This window comes from Ramlibacter sp. (assembly GCF_035627355.1).
GTDB lineage: Bacteria > Pseudomonadota > Gammaproteobacteria > Burkholderiales > Burkholderiaceae_C > Ramlibacter.
The window spans coordinates 53,074-68,177 of sequence record NZ_DASPLW010000044.1 but is presented as its reverse complement, the minus strand read 5'-3'; the positions used below and the strand labels follow the sequence as shown (position 1 = coordinate 68,177).

The following is a 15,104-nucleotide window of genomic DNA, read 5'->3' as shown; positions in this document are numbered from 1 at the left end:
AGGCCTTGGCTTCACCGCCGAACTTGGTCGACAGGATCGTCGTGATCGCCGCCGTCAGCGTGGTCTTGCCGTGGTCCACGTGGCCGATCGTGCCCACGTTCACGTGCGGCTTGGTGCGCTCGAATTTACCTTTTGCCATTTTTTCGCCTTCCGAAAAAAGAACTGACGATCACTCGCTTCAACTGGTGCCCTTGGCGGGAATCGGACCCGCGACCTCTCCCTTACCAAGGGAGTGCTCTACCACTGAGCCACAAGGGCGAAATTCTTCTCGCCTGGCAAGCCGATCGGTGGAGCGGGAGACGGGAATCGAACCCGCGTCATTAGCTTGGAAGGCTAAGGTTCTGCCATTGAACTACTCCCGCAGTCGGGCTTGGGTTCAAGGCCCCTGGCGGTGCCACCGGCCGGGCCGGCTGGCGCTCCTTCTTCGCTGCCACTTCTCTTCGCTTGCACATTCGCCGGGCTTCTCATCGAAGCCTGGTGGAGGAGGTTGGATTCGAACCAACGTAGGCGTAAGCCAACAGATTTACAGTCTGCCCCCTTTAGCCACTCGGGCACCCCTCCGGCGAACCGCGGAATATACCATGTTTGGGCTGCTGCAGCCCCGCTTGGATGTTGCATCCGCGTCGCGCAGCCGCCGATCAGCCGAAGAAGCCCGGATGCCCGCGCGCCGCCAGCCATTCTCGCGCCTCGGCGAAGTGGCCACAGCCGAGGAAGGGCACCGGCGGGCGGGCCGCCGACAGGGGCGAGGGATGGTTGGCCTGCAGCAGCAGCGCCTCTCGCCCATGGTCCTGGGCCGTGCGGGCGATCAGCCCGGCCTTGGCCTGGGCGTGCGCGCCCCACAGGAGGTAGGCGCAGGGGCTCGCCGCCGCCGCAACCGTCCGGATCAGCTCATCCGTCAGCGCCTCCCAGCCCTTGCGGGCATGGCTGCCGGGACGGCCGTCCTCGACCGTCAGGGCGGCGTTGAGCATCAGCACCCCGTGCTCGGCCCAATGCACGAGCGACCCGCTGGCCGGCTGCGGCCGTTCGCGGCCACAGCCCAGCTCCTTGAAGATGTTGCGCAGCGAGGGCGGGATCTTCACCCCGGCCGGCACCGAGAAGGCCAGCCCCTCGGCTTGGCCGGGACCATGGTAGGGATCCTGCCCCAGTATCACGGCGTGCACGCGGTCCAGCGGCGTCGTTTCGATCGCGCGCAAGGGCCGCGGCGGGTAGATCACCGCGCCGTCGGCCAGTCGCTCGCGCAGGAAGGCCGAGAGCCGCCGGCCGGGCTCGCCGGCGAAAAAACGGTCCACCACCGGCTGCCAGCCCGCCGCCAGCCGCAGCGTCGCCGGGTCCCAGTCGAGCAGGCGGCTGGGCTCTTGCAGGGGCAGCGACAGCGCCTGCGCTTCGCGGGCGCTCATGGCCTGAACAGGGCCGCCAGCGCGGCGCCCGGGTCCGGCGCGCGCATGAAGGCCTCGCCGACCAGGAAGGCGTGCACGCCGGCCGCGCGCATGCGCTGCACGTCCGCGGGCGCCAAGATGCCCGACTCGGTGACCAGCAGCCGGTCGGCCGGCACCTGCGGCAGCAGCCCCAACGTGGTGTCCAGCGATACCTCGAAGCTGCGCAGGTTGCGGTTGTTGATGCCCACCAGCGGGGTCTTCAGCTTCAACGCCCGCTCCAGCTCGGCCCCGTCGTGCACCTCGACCAGCACCGCCATGTCCAGGCTGCGGGCGATTGCCTCCAGCTCGGCCATCAGGCCGTCGTCCAGGCAGGCCGCGATCAGCAGGATGCAGTCGGCGCCCATGGCGCGCGATTCGTAGACCTGGTAAGGGTCGACCACGAAGTCCTTGCGCAGGACCGGCAGGTCGCAGGAGGCGCGCGCCTGCTTCAGGTAATCGGGCTGGCCCTGGAAGAACTGCCGATCGGTCAGCACCGACAGGCAGGCTGCGCCATGTTCCGCGTAGCTCTGCGCGATGTCGGCCGGCACGAAGTCGGGCCGCAGCACGCCCTTGCTCGGGCTGGCCTTTTTCACCTCGGCGATCACTGCGCTGGCACCGGTCTCGATCTTGCGGCGCAGCGCGCCCTCGAAGTCGCGCGTCAGCACGCGGCTTTCCGCATCGGCGCGCATGGCCTCGAACGTCAGCTTCTTCTTCGCCGCCGCGATCTCCTCGCGCTTGACGGCGACGATCTTCTGGAGGATGTCCATGCGTCAGCCGCCGAGCTGGCGCGACAGCGCCACCAGGCTCTCCAGCTTGGCCTTGGCCGCGCCGGACGCGATCGCCTCGCGCGCACGGGCGATGCCGTCGGCAATGCCGCTGACCACGTTGGCCGCATACAGCGCCACGCCGGCGTTGAAGGCCACGATGTCGCGCGCGGGGCCCGGCTGGTCGTCCAGCACGCCCAGCAGCATGGCGCGCGACTGCTCGGGCGTTTCCACCTTCAGCGCCCGGTTGCTCGCCATCGCCAGCCCGAAGTCCTCGGGGTGGATCTCGTACTCCGAAACCTGGCCGTCCTTGAGCTCGCCGACCATGGTGGCCGCGCCCAGGCTCACTTCGTCCATGCCGTCGCGGCCGTAGACGACCAGCGCGTGCTCGGTGCCCAGCCGCTGCAGCGCGCGCACCTGGATGCCGACCAGGTCCGGGTGGAACACGCCCATCAGGATGTTGGGCGCGCCAGCCGGGTTGGTCAGCGGACCCAGGATGTTGAAGATGGTGCGCACGCCCAGTTCCTTGCGCACCGGCGCCACGTTCTTCATGGCCGGGTGGTGGTTGGGCGCGAACATGAAGCCGATGCCGACTTCCTGCACGCAGCGGGCGATCGCGTCCGGCGGCAGGTTGATGTGCACGCCCAGGCTCTCCAGCACGTCGGCGCTGCCCGACTTGCTGCTGACGCTGCGCCCGCCGTGCTTGCTGACCTTAGCGCCGGCGGCGGCGGCGACGAACATCGAGCAGGTCGAGATGTTGAAGGTGTGCGAGCCGTCGCCGCCCGTGCCGACGATGTCGACCAGGTGGCTGCGGTCGGCGATGTGGACCTTGGTCGAGAACTCGCGCATCACCTCGGCCGCGGCGGTGATCTCGCCGATGGTTTCCTTCTTCACGCGCAGGCCGGTGATCAGCGCGGCCGTCATGACCGGCGACAACTCGCCGCTCATGATCAGCCGCACGACCTTGAGCATCTCGTCGTGGAAGATCTCGCGGTGCTCGATGGTGCGCTGCAGCGCTTCCTGGGGTGTGATGGACATGGGGAGCTCCGTGTCGGTGGAAATCGGTTGGGGTGTCATGCGCCGCGGGGCGCGTCGGTGAGGGCCAGGCGCACGCCGAAGCCGACGAACATCAGGCCGGCCGCGCGGTCCAGCCAGTGCAGCCCGCGCTGGACCGACTGGCGCCGCGCCATCCAGGCGGCGGCCAGCGCCCAGCCGCTGTTGACGGGAATGCTGTTGAAGTTGAACAGCGCGCCCAGCAGCACGAAAGCCAGGGCCTTGTTCGGCGCCTCGGGCGCGATGAACTGCGGCACGAAGGCCAGGAAGAAGATCGCGACCTTGGGATTGAGCACGTTGGTCCAGAAGCCGCCGAGGAAGACCGCGCGCAGGCTGGCCGGTTGCGCGCGGGCCAGCGCTGCCAGGTCGGCCGTGGCTTGCGGGGCCCGCGCCAGCAGCAGCTTCACGCCGATCCACACGAGGTAGGCCGCACCCACCCACTTCAGCACCGTGAAGGCGATGGCCGATGCCGCGAGCAGCGCGCCCACGCCGACCGCGGCGGCGAACACGTGCACGAAGCAGCCGGTGGTGATGCCCAGCCCGGCCACGATGCCGGCGCGCGCACCGGATCGCAGCGCATTGCTGACGATGTAGAGCACGTCCGGACCCGGCGTCAGGTTCAGCAACCAGCCGGCGGCAATGAACAGCAGAAGATGGTGCAGGTCGGGCATGGATCGACCTCAGTTCGCCAGGAAGCGGCGGATCGCGTCGGCCGCACGGTCCACGCCGGCTGCATCGACGTCGAGGTGGGTGACGAAGCGCAGGCGGTACAGGCCGGTAGCGAGGATGCCCTCGGACTTGAGCGCCGCCAGCAGGTCCGCCGAGCGATCACGCGCCGGCCCCACCAGGTCGACGAACACGATGTTGGTCTGCGGCGGTTCGACCTGCAGGCCGTCAATGCCGGCCAGGCGCTCGGCCAGCCGGCGCGCCAGCACATGGTCCTGGGTTAGCCGGTCCACATGGTGGTCCAGCGCATGCGAGGCGGCCGCGGCCAGCAGCCCGGCCTGCCGCAGGGCACCGCCGGCCATCTTGCGCACGCGCCGTGCGCGGGCGATCAGCTCCCGGGATCCGCACAGGGCCGAACCGGCCGGGGCGCCCAGGCCCTTGCTGAAGCAGATCGAGACCGTGTCGAAGTGCCCGGCGATGCGCCGCGCCGCCGCACGGGCATCGCCGCCCTCGCCGGCCACCGCGACGGCCGCATTGAACAGGCGCGCCCCATCGAGGTGGGTGGCCAGGCCGTGGCCGCGCGCCAGCGTGGTCGCCTGCCGCAGGTAATCCATCGGGATCACCTTGCCGCCCAGCGTGTTCTCCAGGGCCAGCAGGCGGGTGCGGGCGAAGTGCGGGTCGTCGGGCTTGATCGCCGCCTCGATGGCCGCCAGCGCCAGCGTGCCGTCCGGCTGGTGCTCCAGCGGCTGCGGCTGCACGCTGCCGAACACGGCGGCACCGCCGCCCTCCCAGCGGTAGCAGTGCTGCTGCTGGCCGACGATGTATTCGTCGCCGCGCTGGCAGTGCGCCAGCACGGCACAGAGATTGGACTGGGTTCCCGTCGGCAGGAACAGCGCCGCCTCGAAGCCCAGCAGCGCGGCGATCTGCTCCTGCAGCGCGTTGACCGTGGGGTCGTCGCCGAACACGTCGTCGCCGAGCGGCGCCGCGAGCATCGCTTCTCGCATGGCGGCCGTTGGCCGCGTGACGGTATCGCTGCGCAGGTCGACGAGGTTCATGCCCTTTGCTCCAGGAAGTTCTTCAGCATGGCGTGGCCGTGCTCGGTCAGGATGGACTCGGGGTGGAACTGCACGCCCTGGATCGGCAGCTCGCGGTGCCGCACGCCCATGATCTCGCCATCGTCCGTCCAGGCGGTGACCTGCAGCGACTCGGGGCAGCCGTCCTTGGCGATCGCCAGCGAGTGGTAGCGGTTGACCGTGAAGCGCTCGGGCAGGCCGGCGAACACGCCTTCGCGTGTCGTGGTGATCTCGCTGGTCTTGCCGTGCATCAGTTCCCGGGCCCGTACGATGCGGCCGCCGAACGCGGCCCCGACGCCCTGGTGACCGAGGCACACGCCCAGGATCGGGAGCTTGCCGGCGAAGTGCCGGATGGCGTCGACCGAGATGCCCGCTTGCGCGGGCGAGCACGGCCCGGGCGAGATGAGCAGCCGGTCGGGCGTGCGAGCGGCCACGCCCTCCACCGTGATCTCGTCGTTGCGGAACACCTCCACCTGCGCCCCGAGTTCGCCGAAGTACTGCACCAGGTTGTAGGTGAAGCTGTCGTAGTTGTCGATCACGAGGACTTTCATTCCAGGCCCTCCTCGACCAGCTCGCTGGCGCGCAGCAGGGCCCGCGCCTTGGCCTCGGTTTCCTTCCATTCCAGCTCGGGCACCGAATCGGCGACCACACCGGCCGCCGCCTGCACGTAAAGCGTCTGGTCCTTGACGATGCCGGTGCGGATGGCGATGGCCACGTCCATGTCGCCGGCGTAGCTCAGGTAGCCGCAGGCGCCCCCGTACAGGCCACGCTTGCTCGGCTCCAACTGGTCGATCAGTTCCATCGCGTGCACCTTGGGTGCGCCGGTCAGGGTGCCGGCAGGGAAAGTGGCCTTGAGCACGTCGATGCTGGTCATGCCGTCCTTCAGAAGGCCCTCGACGTTGCTGACGATGTGCATCACGTGGCTGTAGCGCTCGATGGCGAAGGCCTCGGTCACCTTGACGCTGCCGACCTGCGCGATGCGGCCGATGTCGTTGCGCGCCAGGTCGATCAGCATCACGTGCTCGGCGCGCTCCTTGGGGTCGTTGACCAGCTCCTGCTCGATCGCCTTGTCCTGCTCCGGCGTGGCGCCGCGCGGTCGGGTGCCGGCCAGCGGGCGGATCGTGACCTTGCGGCCCTGCTCGACCTGCTCCTGGCGCACCAGGATCTCCGGCGAGGCGCCCACCACCTGGAAGTCGCCGAAGTCGTAGTAGTACATGTAGGGGCTGGGGTTGAGCGAGCGCAGCGCCCGGTACAGCGACAGCGGCGATTCGGTGTAGCGCTTCTTGATCCGCTGGCCGACCTGCACCTGCATGAAGTCGCCGGCGGCGATCAGCTCCTTGGCGCGCTCCACCGCCTTCAGGTAGTCGGCCTTGGCGAACTCGCGCTCGGCCGGGAAGCCGGCCGAGGGGCGCACTTGCGGTGCGCTGACCGAGTACTTGAGCTGCTCCTTGAGTTCGCGCAGCCGCTTCTTGCCGTTGCTGAAGGCCTCCGGGCGGGCCGGGTCGGCATACACGATCAGGTACAGCTTGCCCGACAGGTTGTCGATGACCGCCAGTTCCTCGCACTGCAGCAGCAGGATGTCGGGGCAGCCCAGCGTGTCGGGCGGACAGGTCTTTTCCAGCTTCTTCTCGATGTGGCGCACCACGTCGTAGCCGAAGTAGCCGGCCAGCCCGCCGCAGAAGCGCGGCAGCCCGGGACGCAGCGCCACCTTGAAGCGCTGTTGGTAGGCGGCGACAAAGTCCAGCGGGTTGCCGCGCGCCCGCTCGGTCACCTCGCCATCGGTGACCACTTCGGTGATGGCGTCGGCGCCGAAGCCGCTGGCGCGCAGCAGCGTGCGGGCGGGCAGGCCGATGAAGCTGTAGCGGCCGAAGCGCTCGCCGCCGACGACGGACTCCAGCAGGAAGCTATGGCGGCCCTGGCCGCGCCCATGGGCCAGCTTCAGGTACAGCGACAGCGGTGTTTCGAGGTCGGCGAACGCTTCCGCAATGAGGGGGATGCGGTTGAAGCCTTGCAATGCAAGGCTCTTGAACTCGAGTTCGGTGATCACGGGATGAGCCTCCACAAGCTCGCGTGGCGCAGGGCCACTTTTCCATTCGGGGGTCCCAGCGGGTGGGACGGCGGGGGCACGGGGAGTGCCCCGTGCAGGTCAGGAACGCACGTCGACAGGCTTGCGCCAGGGCCAGGCTCCCCGGCCGAAGCAACCTGTCAGGATGGTGCGGTGGATGGACATTGCGACGGCAGTGTAGCAAACGCGCTCCGGGCACAAACCCTGATGGCTCGCGCCGGGCGCGCTGCAACAATCCGTAACCAAAACGAACGGTCGTTCTTTTTTTCAGGAGTTGGCAATGAAGGCATTCCGATCGCTCGCCGCTGCAACACTGGCGGCGCTCGTCGTCGTGGCCGCCCAGGCCGAACCCGTCACGGTGGCGGGCGTCAAGTACGAGGACAGCACCGAGTTGCGCGGCGCCCGCCTGCAGCTCAATGGCGCCGGCGTGCGCTACAAGGCCGTCTTCAAGGTCTACACCGCCGGGCTGTACCTGCCCGCGAAGGCGTCCACGACCGATGAAGTGCTGGCCATGCCGGGCGCCAAGCGCATGAGCATCACCATGCTGCGGGAGATCGACTCGGCCGAACTCGGCAAGCTGTTCTCGCGCGGCATGGAGGACAACATGGACAAGACCGCGTTCTCCAAGCTGATCCCCGGCGTGCTGCGCATGAGCCAGATCTTCAGCGAGCACAAGAAGCTCAATCCCGGCGACAGCTTCATGATCGACTGGATCCCCGGCACCGGCGCCATCGTCACGGTCAAGGGCGTGCCGCAGGGTGAGCCGTTCAAGGAGCAGGCCTTCTTCAACGCCCTGCTGCGCATCTGGCTGGGGCCCAACCCGGCCGACTGGAAGCTCAAGGAAGCGCTGCTGGGCAAGGCCGGCTAGAGCCAGCCGGCGACCGCGGCCATCGAATCCAGGAAGCCGTCGGCATCGACGGCACGGACCGGCTGGCCATGGTTGTAGCCATAGCCAACCAGCAGCACGGGGCTGCCGGCCGCGCGGGCGGCCGCCGCATCGTTGGCCGAATCGCCGATCACCAGCGTGCGCGCCGGCGCCGAGCCGAGCGCGCGGCAGGCCTCCAGCAGCGGCAGCGGATCCGGCTTCTTGCGCTCGAACGCATCGCCGCCGAACACGTGGCCGAAGTACGCCAGCAGCCCCTTCTGCTGCAGCAGGTCCCGGGCGAAGCCGGTCGGCTTGTTGGTCACGCAGGCCAGACGCAGGCCGGCCTCGCGCAGCACCTGCAGGCCCTGCTGCGCGCCCGGGTAGACCGCCGCGTGCCGGCCGTTGACTGCGCCGTAGTGGCGTTGGTACGCGTCCCACGCCGCTTCGTAGAGCGAGTCGGCGCCGCCGGCCTCGCGCAGGGCCGAGCGCACCAGGTATTCGGAACCCTTGCCGACCAGCCGCTCGACGACGGCGGCCGGGAGTGGCGGCAGGGCCAGTTCGCCCAAGGCGGCATTCAGGGCGACGACGAAGTCCCCCAGCGTGTCGACCAGGGTGCCGTCCAGGTCGACGATGGCGGCCTGCAGTCCGGTGAAACGGGGCATGCCGCAAGTGTGCCGCATGGCGGCACCCGGCCCGCGTTCAGGCCGGCACGGCGTCCAGCCCCGCACGGCCCCAGTGCCGGTGGCGTGCGATGGCAGCGATGAAGGCCTGCGCCAGCGCCACCCGGCCCGCGGGTTCGCCCCGGTTGATCAGGACGCCGTCGGCCGAGGGCGAGCCGGCGTCCAGCCCGGCCGGCCGCAGCAGGTCCACGGCTTCGCCGATCACGCAGATCGGCTTGCAGTGCCGGAAGGCCTCCAGCACGAAGCGCACGGCACGCCCGTCCTGCGCCAGCGCCTGCGCGTGCGCCGCGCCGCCCGGGACCAGCACGGCATCGAAGGCGAGCGAGGACGTGGTGGCCAGGCACTGGTCCACCGCCAGTTGCTGGCCGGAGGAAGTGGACACCACGCCCAGGTGGGCGGCCACGACCTTCACCACCACCTGCTGGTCGGCCAGTGCCTGCTGGATGATCTTGAGCGCCCCGATCTCCACCCCGGGTGCGACCAGCACGGCGACCCGGCGCGTGGCGACCGGGTTGTTCTCGGCCGCCTCCATGCCGAGCGAGGGCGAGGCCTCCACTGGCGGGCGCCCGCGGGGCTCGCGAAAGCCGGCGCGGCCGGCGGCCGCCTTCGCGTCCGGCACCAGGCCCAGCGGCTCCGCCACCTTGCGCGCCAGCCGCGCATCCACGTGCGCGAGGTTGTCCACCACCCGCTGCCGGATGGCCACCGTCTCGACCCGCGACAGCTCGTACAGGAAGGCGCTGACGATGTGCTCCTTCTCCGCCGCGCCCTGGCTGTTCCAGAACAGCGTCGCCTGGCTGAAATGGTCTTCGAAGCCAGGGCTGCGCCGCCGCAGCTTGGGCGAGTCGATCGCCTCCGGGTGGCTCTGGAAACCCTGCTGCCCGCCGTCGACCCGGAACTCGGCGCCGCTCGCCAGCGAGTTGGGTTCGTACGCTACCGGGCCGCGCGCGATGCCGGTGCGGTGCTGGCCATCGCGCTGGAAGGTGTGGAAGGGGCACACGCTGCGGTTGATCGGCAGCTCGTGGAAGTTGGGGCCGCCCAGCCGGCCGACCTGGCTGTCCAGGTAGGCGAACAGGCGGCCCTGCAGCAGCGGGTCGTTGCTGAAATCGATGCCGGGCACCAGGTGCGCCGGATTGAAGGCCACCTGCTCGGTCTCGGCGAAGAAGTTCTCGGGGTTGCGGTTGAGAACCAGCTTGCCCACCCACTGCACCGGCGCCAGTTCCTGCGGGACCAGCTTGGTGCAGTCCAGCAGGTCGATGCCCAGCGCATCGGCCTTGCCATCCTCCACCATCTGCAGGCCGAGCTCCCATTCGGGGAAGGCGCCGCGCGCGATCGACTCCCACAAATCGCGACGATGGAAGTCCGGGTCCTCGCCGGCCAGCCGGCGCGCTTCGTCCCAGGCCAGCGCATGGCAGCCCAGCCGCGGGCGCCAATGGAACTTGACGAAGTGCGAGGCGCCCTGCGCGTTGACCAGGCGGAAGCTGTGCACCCCGAAGCCTTCCATCATCCGCCAGCTGCGCGGCAGCGCCCGGTCGGACATCAGCCACATCAGGGCGTGCGTGGTCTCCGGCGCCAGCGACACGAAATCCCAGAAGGTGTCGTGCGCACTCGAGGCCTGCGGCATGCCATGGTGCGGTTCGGGCCGCAGCGCATGCACGAAGTCGGGGAACTTCATGGCGTCCTGCACGAAGAACACCGGGACGCTGGCGCCCACCAGGTCGTAGTTGCCTTCGCGGGTGTAGAACTTGACCGCGAAGCCGCGCAGGTCGCGCACCGTATCGGGCGAGCCGCGCTCGCCGGTCATGCCGCAGAAGCGCACGAACACCGGCGTGCGCGAGCCTGCCTCCTGCAGGAAGTCGGCTCGCGTGAAGGGCCGCAGCGACTTGTACAGCTCGAAGTAGCCGTGCGCGCCGGCGCCGCGCGCACCCACCACCCGCTCGCGGCTGCGCTCGTGGTCGAAGTGCGTGAGCTTCTCGCGCAGCTGGAAGTCCTCGAGCAGCGTCGGCCCGCGCAGGCCCGCCCGCAGGGAGTTGTGGTTGTCGGGGATCACCACGCCCTGGCTGGTGGTGAGCACGCCCTCGGCCGGCTCGCCGAAGGCTTCCAGCTGCCGGTGCTTGCTGCCGGCGCCATCGCCGTTGCGGGATCTGCGCTGCGCGTCCGCCTTGGACTGGGCCATGGAAGCTCCTGGGTGCGGCATCCCCACGCAAGGCGCAGGTGCGTGACGGTTCTGAACGGCTCAGGTGTCGAGGTCGAGCGCCGCTTCGATGGTGCTGACCACCGCGGCAAGTCCCACCGCTGCCGCCGCCGCGGCAGCGCACCACACCAGCCAGTCCGGCACCGTGGCGATCACGTCCATGGCTCTCTCCTTCGGCACTCGCCCGCTATCGACTTCCCCACTGTGCCAAGCTCATGGGGAGGACCCCGTAGCCCGGCAGCGGGCCCATCTGTCCGACACGGGTGCTCGCTGGCGTAGGAGGGTGCCGACAACCCATCCGGGCCGGGTGGCCTGCCCGCGATGCGGTCCTACTGCGGCCCGTTCGCCGGCCTGCGAGCATGGGGCATCCAGGAACCAAGGAGTTGCGCGATGACCCGACGGATGACCGAACCGCCGACCACCCCCGGCGGCGACCACCCGGACCCGCACCCGAAGAGCGGCAACACGACCATGGTGCAGGGCGAAACGCAGGAGCGGGTGCCGCGCATGCCGCACGAACGCGACGAATCGGCCGACCAGCAGGCCAGCACGGAACCGTCCAACCGCCGGGTCGGCGAGCAGGCCCATGCCGATGCGCGGCGGGGCGTGGCCGACACCACCCGCGGCGCCGAGGCCGACGCCACCTACGAGAAGCTGCGCAAGGAGCGGCCGGCCAGCGGCGGCAAGCCCCGCCCCTGAGCGGAATCAGCCGCGCAAGGCGGCGCGCATGGCCTGGATGACGGCACCGTAGTCGGGCTGGCCGAAGATCGCGCTGCCGGCCACGAAGGTGTCTGCACCGGCGGCCGCCACGCGCGCGATGTTGTCGGCCTTGATGCCGCCATCCACCTCCAGCCGGATGTCCTTGCCGCACGCCTCGATGCGGCGGCGCGCCTGCTCGACCTTGCGCAGCGCCGAGTCGATGAAGCCCTGGCCGCCGAAGCCGGGGTTGACGCTCATGATGAGGATGAGGTCGATGTCCTCGATCAACCAGTCCAGCACGTCCAGCGGCGCGGCCGGGTTGAACACCAGCCCGGCCTTGCAGCCGCGCGCCTTGATGGCCTGCACGCTGCGGTGCGCATGCGGCGTCGCGTCGGGGTGGAAGCTGATGTAGTCGGCCCCCGCGTCGGCAAAGGCCTGGGCCAGCGCATCGACGGGTTGCACCATCAGGTGCACGTCGACCGGGACCGGGGTGCCGTCGGCGCGGCGCGCGTGCGGCTTGAGCGCGGCGCACACCATGGGGCCGAAGGTGAGGTTGGGCACGTAGTGGTTGTCCATCACGTCGAAGTGGATCCAGTCGGCGCCGGCGGCGACGACCGTGCGCACTTCCTCGCCGAGGCGGGCGAAGTCCGCCGAGAGGATGGACGGGGCGATGCGATGGGTGGTGCTCATGGGCGTGATTCTCTCAAACGCTCTCCCGGCCGGCCCTGCCGGGTACCATCGGGCCGATGGCGAGGTACGAGTTCAAGGTGGAGGTGCAACCCGAGTACCTGCCCGGCCAATCGGCTCCGGAGCAGGGCGTGTTCAGCTTCTCCTACACGATCACGATCACCAATTCCGGTGAGGTGGCGGCGCAGCTCGTCGCCCGCCACTGGATCATCACGGACGCCGCCGGCCAGGTGCAGGAAGTCAAGGGCCTGGGCGTGGTCGGGCACCAGCCCCTGCTGCAGCCCGGCCAGTCGTTCCAGTACACCAGCGGCTGCCGGCTGCGCACGCCCACCGGCACCATGCAGGGCAGCTACTTCTGCGTCGCGGAGGACGGCGAGCGATTCGATGCGCCCATAGCCCCCTTCCTGCTGGATGACGGCGGCCAGCGCGTGCTGCACTGAGCCGGCTTCGCCCTTTCTTTCTTGTCAGGAGACGAATGAACGAGATCACCGCCTTCTGGGGCGAATGGCTGCGGCCCTCGGCCGGATTGCCGACCGTGCAGTGGTCGCTGCTGCTGGCCCTGGCCGCGGCGGCCGGGCACCTGGTGCAGCGGCACCTGGCCATGCCCAAGGTCGTCGGCTATTCCGCCATCGGCGCGATCGCCGGCCTCGCGGGCTTCCCGGGCGCCGCCTGGCCGCTGGAGGGCATAGGCCTGTTCCTGCTCGAACTGGGCGTGTCGGTGGTGCTGTTCGAGACCGCCGGGCGCATCGCGCTGCGCTGGTTCCGGCACAACCCCATGGTGCTGCTGCAAAGCCTGCTGGAGGCGGCACTGACCTACGCGGCGGTCTATTTCACGCTGCGCTGGTTCGACGTGCGGCCCTCGGTGGCCGACGCGCTGGCGCTGGTCGCGATCGCCTCGTCGCCGGCGGTGCTCAGCCGCGTGTTCGGCGACATGCGCGCGGCCGGGCCGGTGACCGAACGCGTGATCGTGCTGGCCACGCTCGGCGCCCTGTACGCGCTGATGCTGGTGGCCGGCCGGGCCAGCCTGATGCACAGCGAGGAAACGCGGATGCTCGCACTGCTGTTCCCGGTCGCCGTGGTGCTCGGCATCTCGGTCGTCGTCGGCGCCGGCCTGGCGCTGGTGCTGCGCACCGCACTGCGTTTCATGAGCCCCACCAGCGAGAACACCTCCATCCTGCTGCTGACCGCCATCGCCGCCGGCACCGCGCTGGCCTCGCACTTCGGCGGCTCGGCGCCGCTGGCCGCGCTGCTGGCCGGGCTGCTGCTCAAGCAGCTCAACCCGCGGCCCTGGGCCTGGCCGCGGCAGCTCGGCACCGCCGCGTCGCTGCTGGTCATGCTCAGCTTCGTGCTGGTGTCCGTCGTCGCCGCGCAGGCCGACTGGAACCCGGCGGTCGCCGGGCTGGTGCTGGCGCTGGTGGCGGCACGCGGCCTGGCCAAGGTGTTCGGCCTGCTGCTCGCCAACCCGGGCAGCGGCACCAGCTGGAAGCAGGCGCTGATGACCGGCGCCGCGATGTCGCCCATGTCCTCGCTGGCCCTGCTGCTGGTGGCCGAGTTCACGTCCGCATCCCCCTCGTTGGGGCCCCGCATCGCCAGCATCGCGCTGCCGGCGATCCTGCTGGTGGAGGTGCTGGGCGCCATCCTGGCGACCTTCGTGATCCAGCGGGCCGGCGAAGGCTCGCGACCGGAGCCGAGCGCCGGCATCCAGGCCAACGGGGTGCAGCGTGCCTGATCCGGTGCTGAACGCCAGCGCACCCTCCGAGCCGTCCTACCAGGACGCGCCCACGCTGGAGCCGTTCCGCGAATCGGCGCCGCTGACGCTGGGCGTGGAGCTGGAATTGCAGCTGGTCAACACCCACGACTACGACCTGGCGCCGTATTCCGACGAGATGCTGCGCCTGATGCGCAAGCTCGAGCTGCCCGGCTCGGTGGTGCCGGAGATGACCTCCAGCATGATCGAGATCTCCACCGGCGTGTGCGATTCGACCGCGCACGTGCTGGGCGAGCTCGGCCAGCTGCGCGATGCCCTGGTGCGCAGCGCCGACAAGCTCAACATCGCGGTGGTGGGCGGCGGCACCCACCCGTTCCAGCAGTGGCACCAGCAGCGCATCTACGACCGGCCGCGCTTTCGCGAGCTGTCCGAGCTGTACGGCTACCTGTCCAAGCAGTTCACCATCTTCGGCCAGCACGTGCACGTGGGCTGCCCCGGCGCGGATGAGGCCCTCCTGATGCTGCACCGGATGTCGCGCTACATCCCGCACTTCATCGCACTGTCGGCCTCCTCGCCCTACGTGCAGGGGCAGGACACGCAGTTCGATTCGGCCCGCCTCAACTCGGTGTTCGCCTTCCCGATGTCGGGGCGGGCGCCGTTCACGCTGTCCTGGGAGGGCTTCGACGCGTTCTTCACCAAGACCACCCGCACCGGCGTGGTCAAGAGCATGAAGGACTTCTACTGGGACATCCGGCCCAAGCCCGAGTACGGGACCATCGAGATCCGCGTGTTCGACACCCCGCTGACCATCGAGCGCGCCGCCGCCCTGGCCGGCCTGGTGCAGTCGCTCGCCTCCTGGTTCCTGCACGAGCAGCCCTTCATGCCGGCCGAAGACGACTACATGGTCTACACGTACAACCGCTTCCAGGCCTGCCGCTTCGGGCTGGAGGCGGTCTACGTGGACCCGGTCAGCGGCCGCCACATGCCGCTGCGCGAGCACATCCAGTTGACCCTGCAGCAGATCGCGCCGCACGCCCAGCGGCTGGGCGCCTGGCCGGCCGTCGAGCAGATCGTGCAGGACGCCGCCCGCGGCGGCAACGACGCGCGCTGGCTGCGCCAGCGGCAGGCCCGCGAGCGCCTGCTGGCCGAGGTGGTGCGGCAGGCTGGGGAACGCTTCAAGGGCGGCGCGTAAGGATCCGGGCCGTGCGGCCGGCCCGGCTTTTGCCGCCGCCGTCCTA

Annotated in this window: 16 protein-coding genes and 3 tRNA genes; 5 read left to right on the top strand and 14 right to left on the bottom strand. The window is 69.9% G+C overall.

Annotated features, from left to right (window positions below; genetic code table 11):
- The 11 genes from VEC03_RS11785 to trpE form a co-directional block, all read right to left on the bottom strand.
- Window positions 1-139 (bottom strand): GTP-binding protein (locus VEC03_RS11785; RefSeq protein ID WP_324914574.1); only part of this gene is annotated, 139 nt, incomplete at its 3' end.
- A gap of 44 nt (window positions 140-183) precedes the next feature.
- Window positions 184-258, bottom strand: a tRNA-Thr gene (locus VEC03_RS11780).
- 30 nt (window positions 259-288) lie between these two features.
- Window positions 289-362 (bottom strand) — tRNA-Gly (locus VEC03_RS11775).
- A gap of 113 nt (window positions 363-475) precedes the next feature.
- Window positions 476-561 (bottom strand) — tRNA-Tyr (locus VEC03_RS11770).
- 77 nt (window positions 562-638) lie between these two features.
- Window positions 639-1,397, bottom strand: coding sequence for a uracil-DNA glycosylase (locus VEC03_RS11765; protein ID WP_324915400.1), 759 nt, complete (start codon window positions 1,395-1,397; stop codon window positions 639-641).
- Window positions 1,394-2,182, bottom strand: coding sequence for an indole-3-glycerol phosphate synthase TrpC (trpC, locus tag VEC03_RS11760; RefSeq protein ID WP_324915398.1), 789 nt, complete (start codon window positions 2,180-2,182; stop codon window positions 1,394-1,396). The genes VEC03_RS11765 and trpC overlap by 4 nt, the downstream gene beginning before the upstream one ends.
- A 3-nt stretch (window positions 2,183-2,185) precedes the next feature.
- Complete coding sequence (gene trpD / locus VEC03_RS11755; protein WP_324915396.1) at window positions 2,186-3,217, bottom strand: anthranilate phosphoribosyltransferase; 1,032 nt, start codon at window positions 3,215-3,217, stop codon at window positions 2,186-2,188.
- Window positions 3,218-3,252: 35 nt separating this feature from the next.
- Window positions 3,253-3,903 (bottom strand): LysE family translocator, encoded by a 651-nt coding sequence (locus VEC03_RS11750; RefSeq protein ID WP_324915394.1) that lies wholly within the window; start codon window positions 3,901-3,903, stop codon window positions 3,253-3,255.
- 9 nt (window positions 3,904-3,912) lie between these two features.
- A complete protein-coding gene (gene ltaE / locus VEC03_RS11745; RefSeq protein WP_324915392.1) occupies window positions 3,913-4,953 on the bottom strand; it encodes a low-specificity L-threonine aldolase in 1,041 nt (346 codons plus the stop codon).
- Complete coding sequence (locus tag VEC03_RS11740) at window positions 4,950-5,522, bottom strand: aminodeoxychorismate/anthranilate synthase component II (protein ID WP_324915390.1); 573 nt, start codon at window positions 5,520-5,522, stop codon at window positions 4,950-4,952. The genes ltaE and VEC03_RS11740 overlap by 4 nt, the downstream gene beginning before the upstream one ends.
- Window positions 5,519-7,018, bottom strand: a complete 1,500-nt coding sequence (gene trpE, locus VEC03_RS11735; protein WP_324915389.1) for an anthranilate synthase component I — start codon at window positions 7,016-7,018, stop codon at window positions 5,519-5,521. The genes VEC03_RS11740 and trpE overlap by 4 nt, the downstream gene beginning before the upstream one ends.
- Before the next feature lie 298 nt (window positions 7,019-7,316).
- Here trpE and VEC03_RS11730 point away from each other — a divergent pair, with 298 nt between their 5' ends.
- Window positions 7,317-7,904 (top strand): chalcone isomerase family protein, encoded by a 588-nt coding sequence (locus VEC03_RS11730; protein ID WP_324915387.1) that lies wholly within the window; start codon window positions 7,317-7,319, stop codon window positions 7,902-7,904.
- Here the strand turns inward: VEC03_RS11730 and gph are convergent.
- A complete protein-coding gene (gph, locus tag VEC03_RS11725) occupies window positions 7,901-8,563 on the bottom strand; it encodes a phosphoglycolate phosphatase (RefSeq protein ID WP_324915385.1) in 663 nt (220 codons plus the stop codon). The two genes, VEC03_RS11730 and gph, sit on opposite strands and share 4 nt — an antisense overlap.
- Window positions 8,564-8,600: 37 nt before the next feature.
- Window positions 8,601-10,754, bottom strand: coding sequence for a catalase (locus tag VEC03_RS11720; RefSeq protein ID WP_324915384.1), 2,154 nt, complete (start codon window positions 10,752-10,754; stop codon window positions 8,601-8,603).
- A 408-nt stretch (window positions 10,755-11,162) separates the two neighbouring features.
- On the opposite strand from VEC03_RS11720, the gene VEC03_RS11715 reads away from it, so the two are divergent.
- Complete coding sequence (locus VEC03_RS11715; RefSeq protein WP_324915383.1) at window positions 11,163-11,471, top strand: hypothetical protein; 309 nt, start codon at window positions 11,163-11,165, stop codon at window positions 11,469-11,471.
- Window positions 11,472-11,477: 6 nt separating this feature from the next.
- On the opposite strand, the gene rpe is transcribed toward VEC03_RS11715, so the two are convergent.
- Window positions 11,478-12,161 carry a ribulose-phosphate 3-epimerase gene (gene rpe / locus VEC03_RS11710; protein WP_324915381.1) on the bottom strand — a complete coding sequence of 228 codons (684 nt, stop codon included), beginning with the start codon at window positions 12,159-12,161 and terminating at the stop codon, window positions 11,478-11,480.
- Between the two features lie 56 nt (window positions 12,162-12,217).
- On the opposite strand from rpe, the gene apaG reads away from it, so the two are divergent.
- From apaG to VEC03_RS11695, 3 genes are read left to right on the top strand one after another with little or no spacing between them, the layout of a single operon-like run.
- Window positions 12,218-12,598 (top strand): Co2+/Mg2+ efflux protein ApaG, encoded by a 381-nt coding sequence (apaG, locus tag VEC03_RS11705; protein ID WP_324915379.1) that lies wholly within the window; start codon window positions 12,218-12,220, stop codon window positions 12,596-12,598.
- Between the two features lie 35 nt (window positions 12,599-12,633).
- Window positions 12,634-13,887, top strand: coding sequence for a cation:proton antiporter (locus VEC03_RS11700; protein WP_324915377.1), 1,254 nt, complete (start codon window positions 12,634-12,636; stop codon window positions 13,885-13,887).
- A complete protein-coding gene (locus tag VEC03_RS11695; protein ID WP_414708487.1) occupies window positions 13,880-15,058 on the top strand; it encodes a YbdK family carboxylate-amine ligase in 1,179 nt (392 codons plus the stop codon). The genes VEC03_RS11700 and VEC03_RS11695 overlap by 8 nt, the downstream gene beginning before the upstream one ends.
- Window positions 15,059-15,104 lie beyond the last annotated feature (46 nt).

Bases quoted from the DNA above. Each gene is read 5' to 3' on its own strand.
- VEC03_RS11750 (WP_324915394.1), bottom strand. From the start codon at position 3,903: ATGCCCGACCTGCACCATCTTCTGCTGTTCATTGCCGCCGGCTGGTTG.
- gph (WP_324915385.1), bottom strand. From the start codon at position 8,563: ATGCCCCGTTTCACCGGACTGCAGGCCGCCATCGTCGACCTGGACGGC.
- VEC03_RS11720 (WP_324915384.1), bottom strand. From the start codon at position 10,754: ATGGCCCAGTCCAAGGCGGACGCGCAGCGCAGATCCCGCAACGGCGAT.
- rpe (WP_324915381.1), bottom strand. From the start codon at position 12,161: ATGAGCACCACCCATCGCATCGCCCCGTCCATCCTCTCGGCGGACTTC.
- VEC03_RS11730 (WP_324915387.1), top strand. From the start codon at position 7,317: ATGAAGGCATTCCGATCGCTCGCCGCTGCAACACTGGCGGCGCTCGTC.
- apaG (WP_324915379.1), top strand. From the start codon at position 12,218: ATGGCGAGGTACGAGTTCAAGGTGGAGGTGCAACCCGAGTACCTGCCC.
- trpC (WP_324915398.1), bottom strand. From the start codon at position 2,182: ATGGACATCCTCCAGAAGATCGTCGCCGTCAAGCGCGAGGAGATCGCG.
- ltaE (WP_324915392.1), bottom strand. From the start codon at position 4,953: ATGAACCTCGTCGACCTGCGCAGCGATACCGTCACGCGGCCAACGGCC.
- VEC03_RS11765 (WP_324915400.1), bottom strand. From the start codon at position 1,397: ATGAGCGCCCGCGAAGCGCAGGCGCTGTCGCTGCCCCTGCAAGAGCCC.
- VEC03_RS11715 (WP_324915383.1), top strand. From the start codon at position 11,163: ATGACCCGACGGATGACCGAACCGCCGACCACCCCCGGCGGCGACCAC.
- trpD (WP_324915396.1), bottom strand. From the start codon at position 3,217: ATGTCCATCACACCCCAGGAAGCGCTGCAGCGCACCATCGAGCACCGC.
- VEC03_RS11700 (WP_324915377.1), top strand. From the start codon at position 12,634: ATGAACGAGATCACCGCCTTCTGGGGCGAATGGCTGCGGCCCTCGGCC.
- VEC03_RS11740 (WP_324915390.1), bottom strand. From the start codon at position 5,522: ATGAAAGTCCTCGTGATCGACAACTACGACAGCTTCACCTACAACCTG.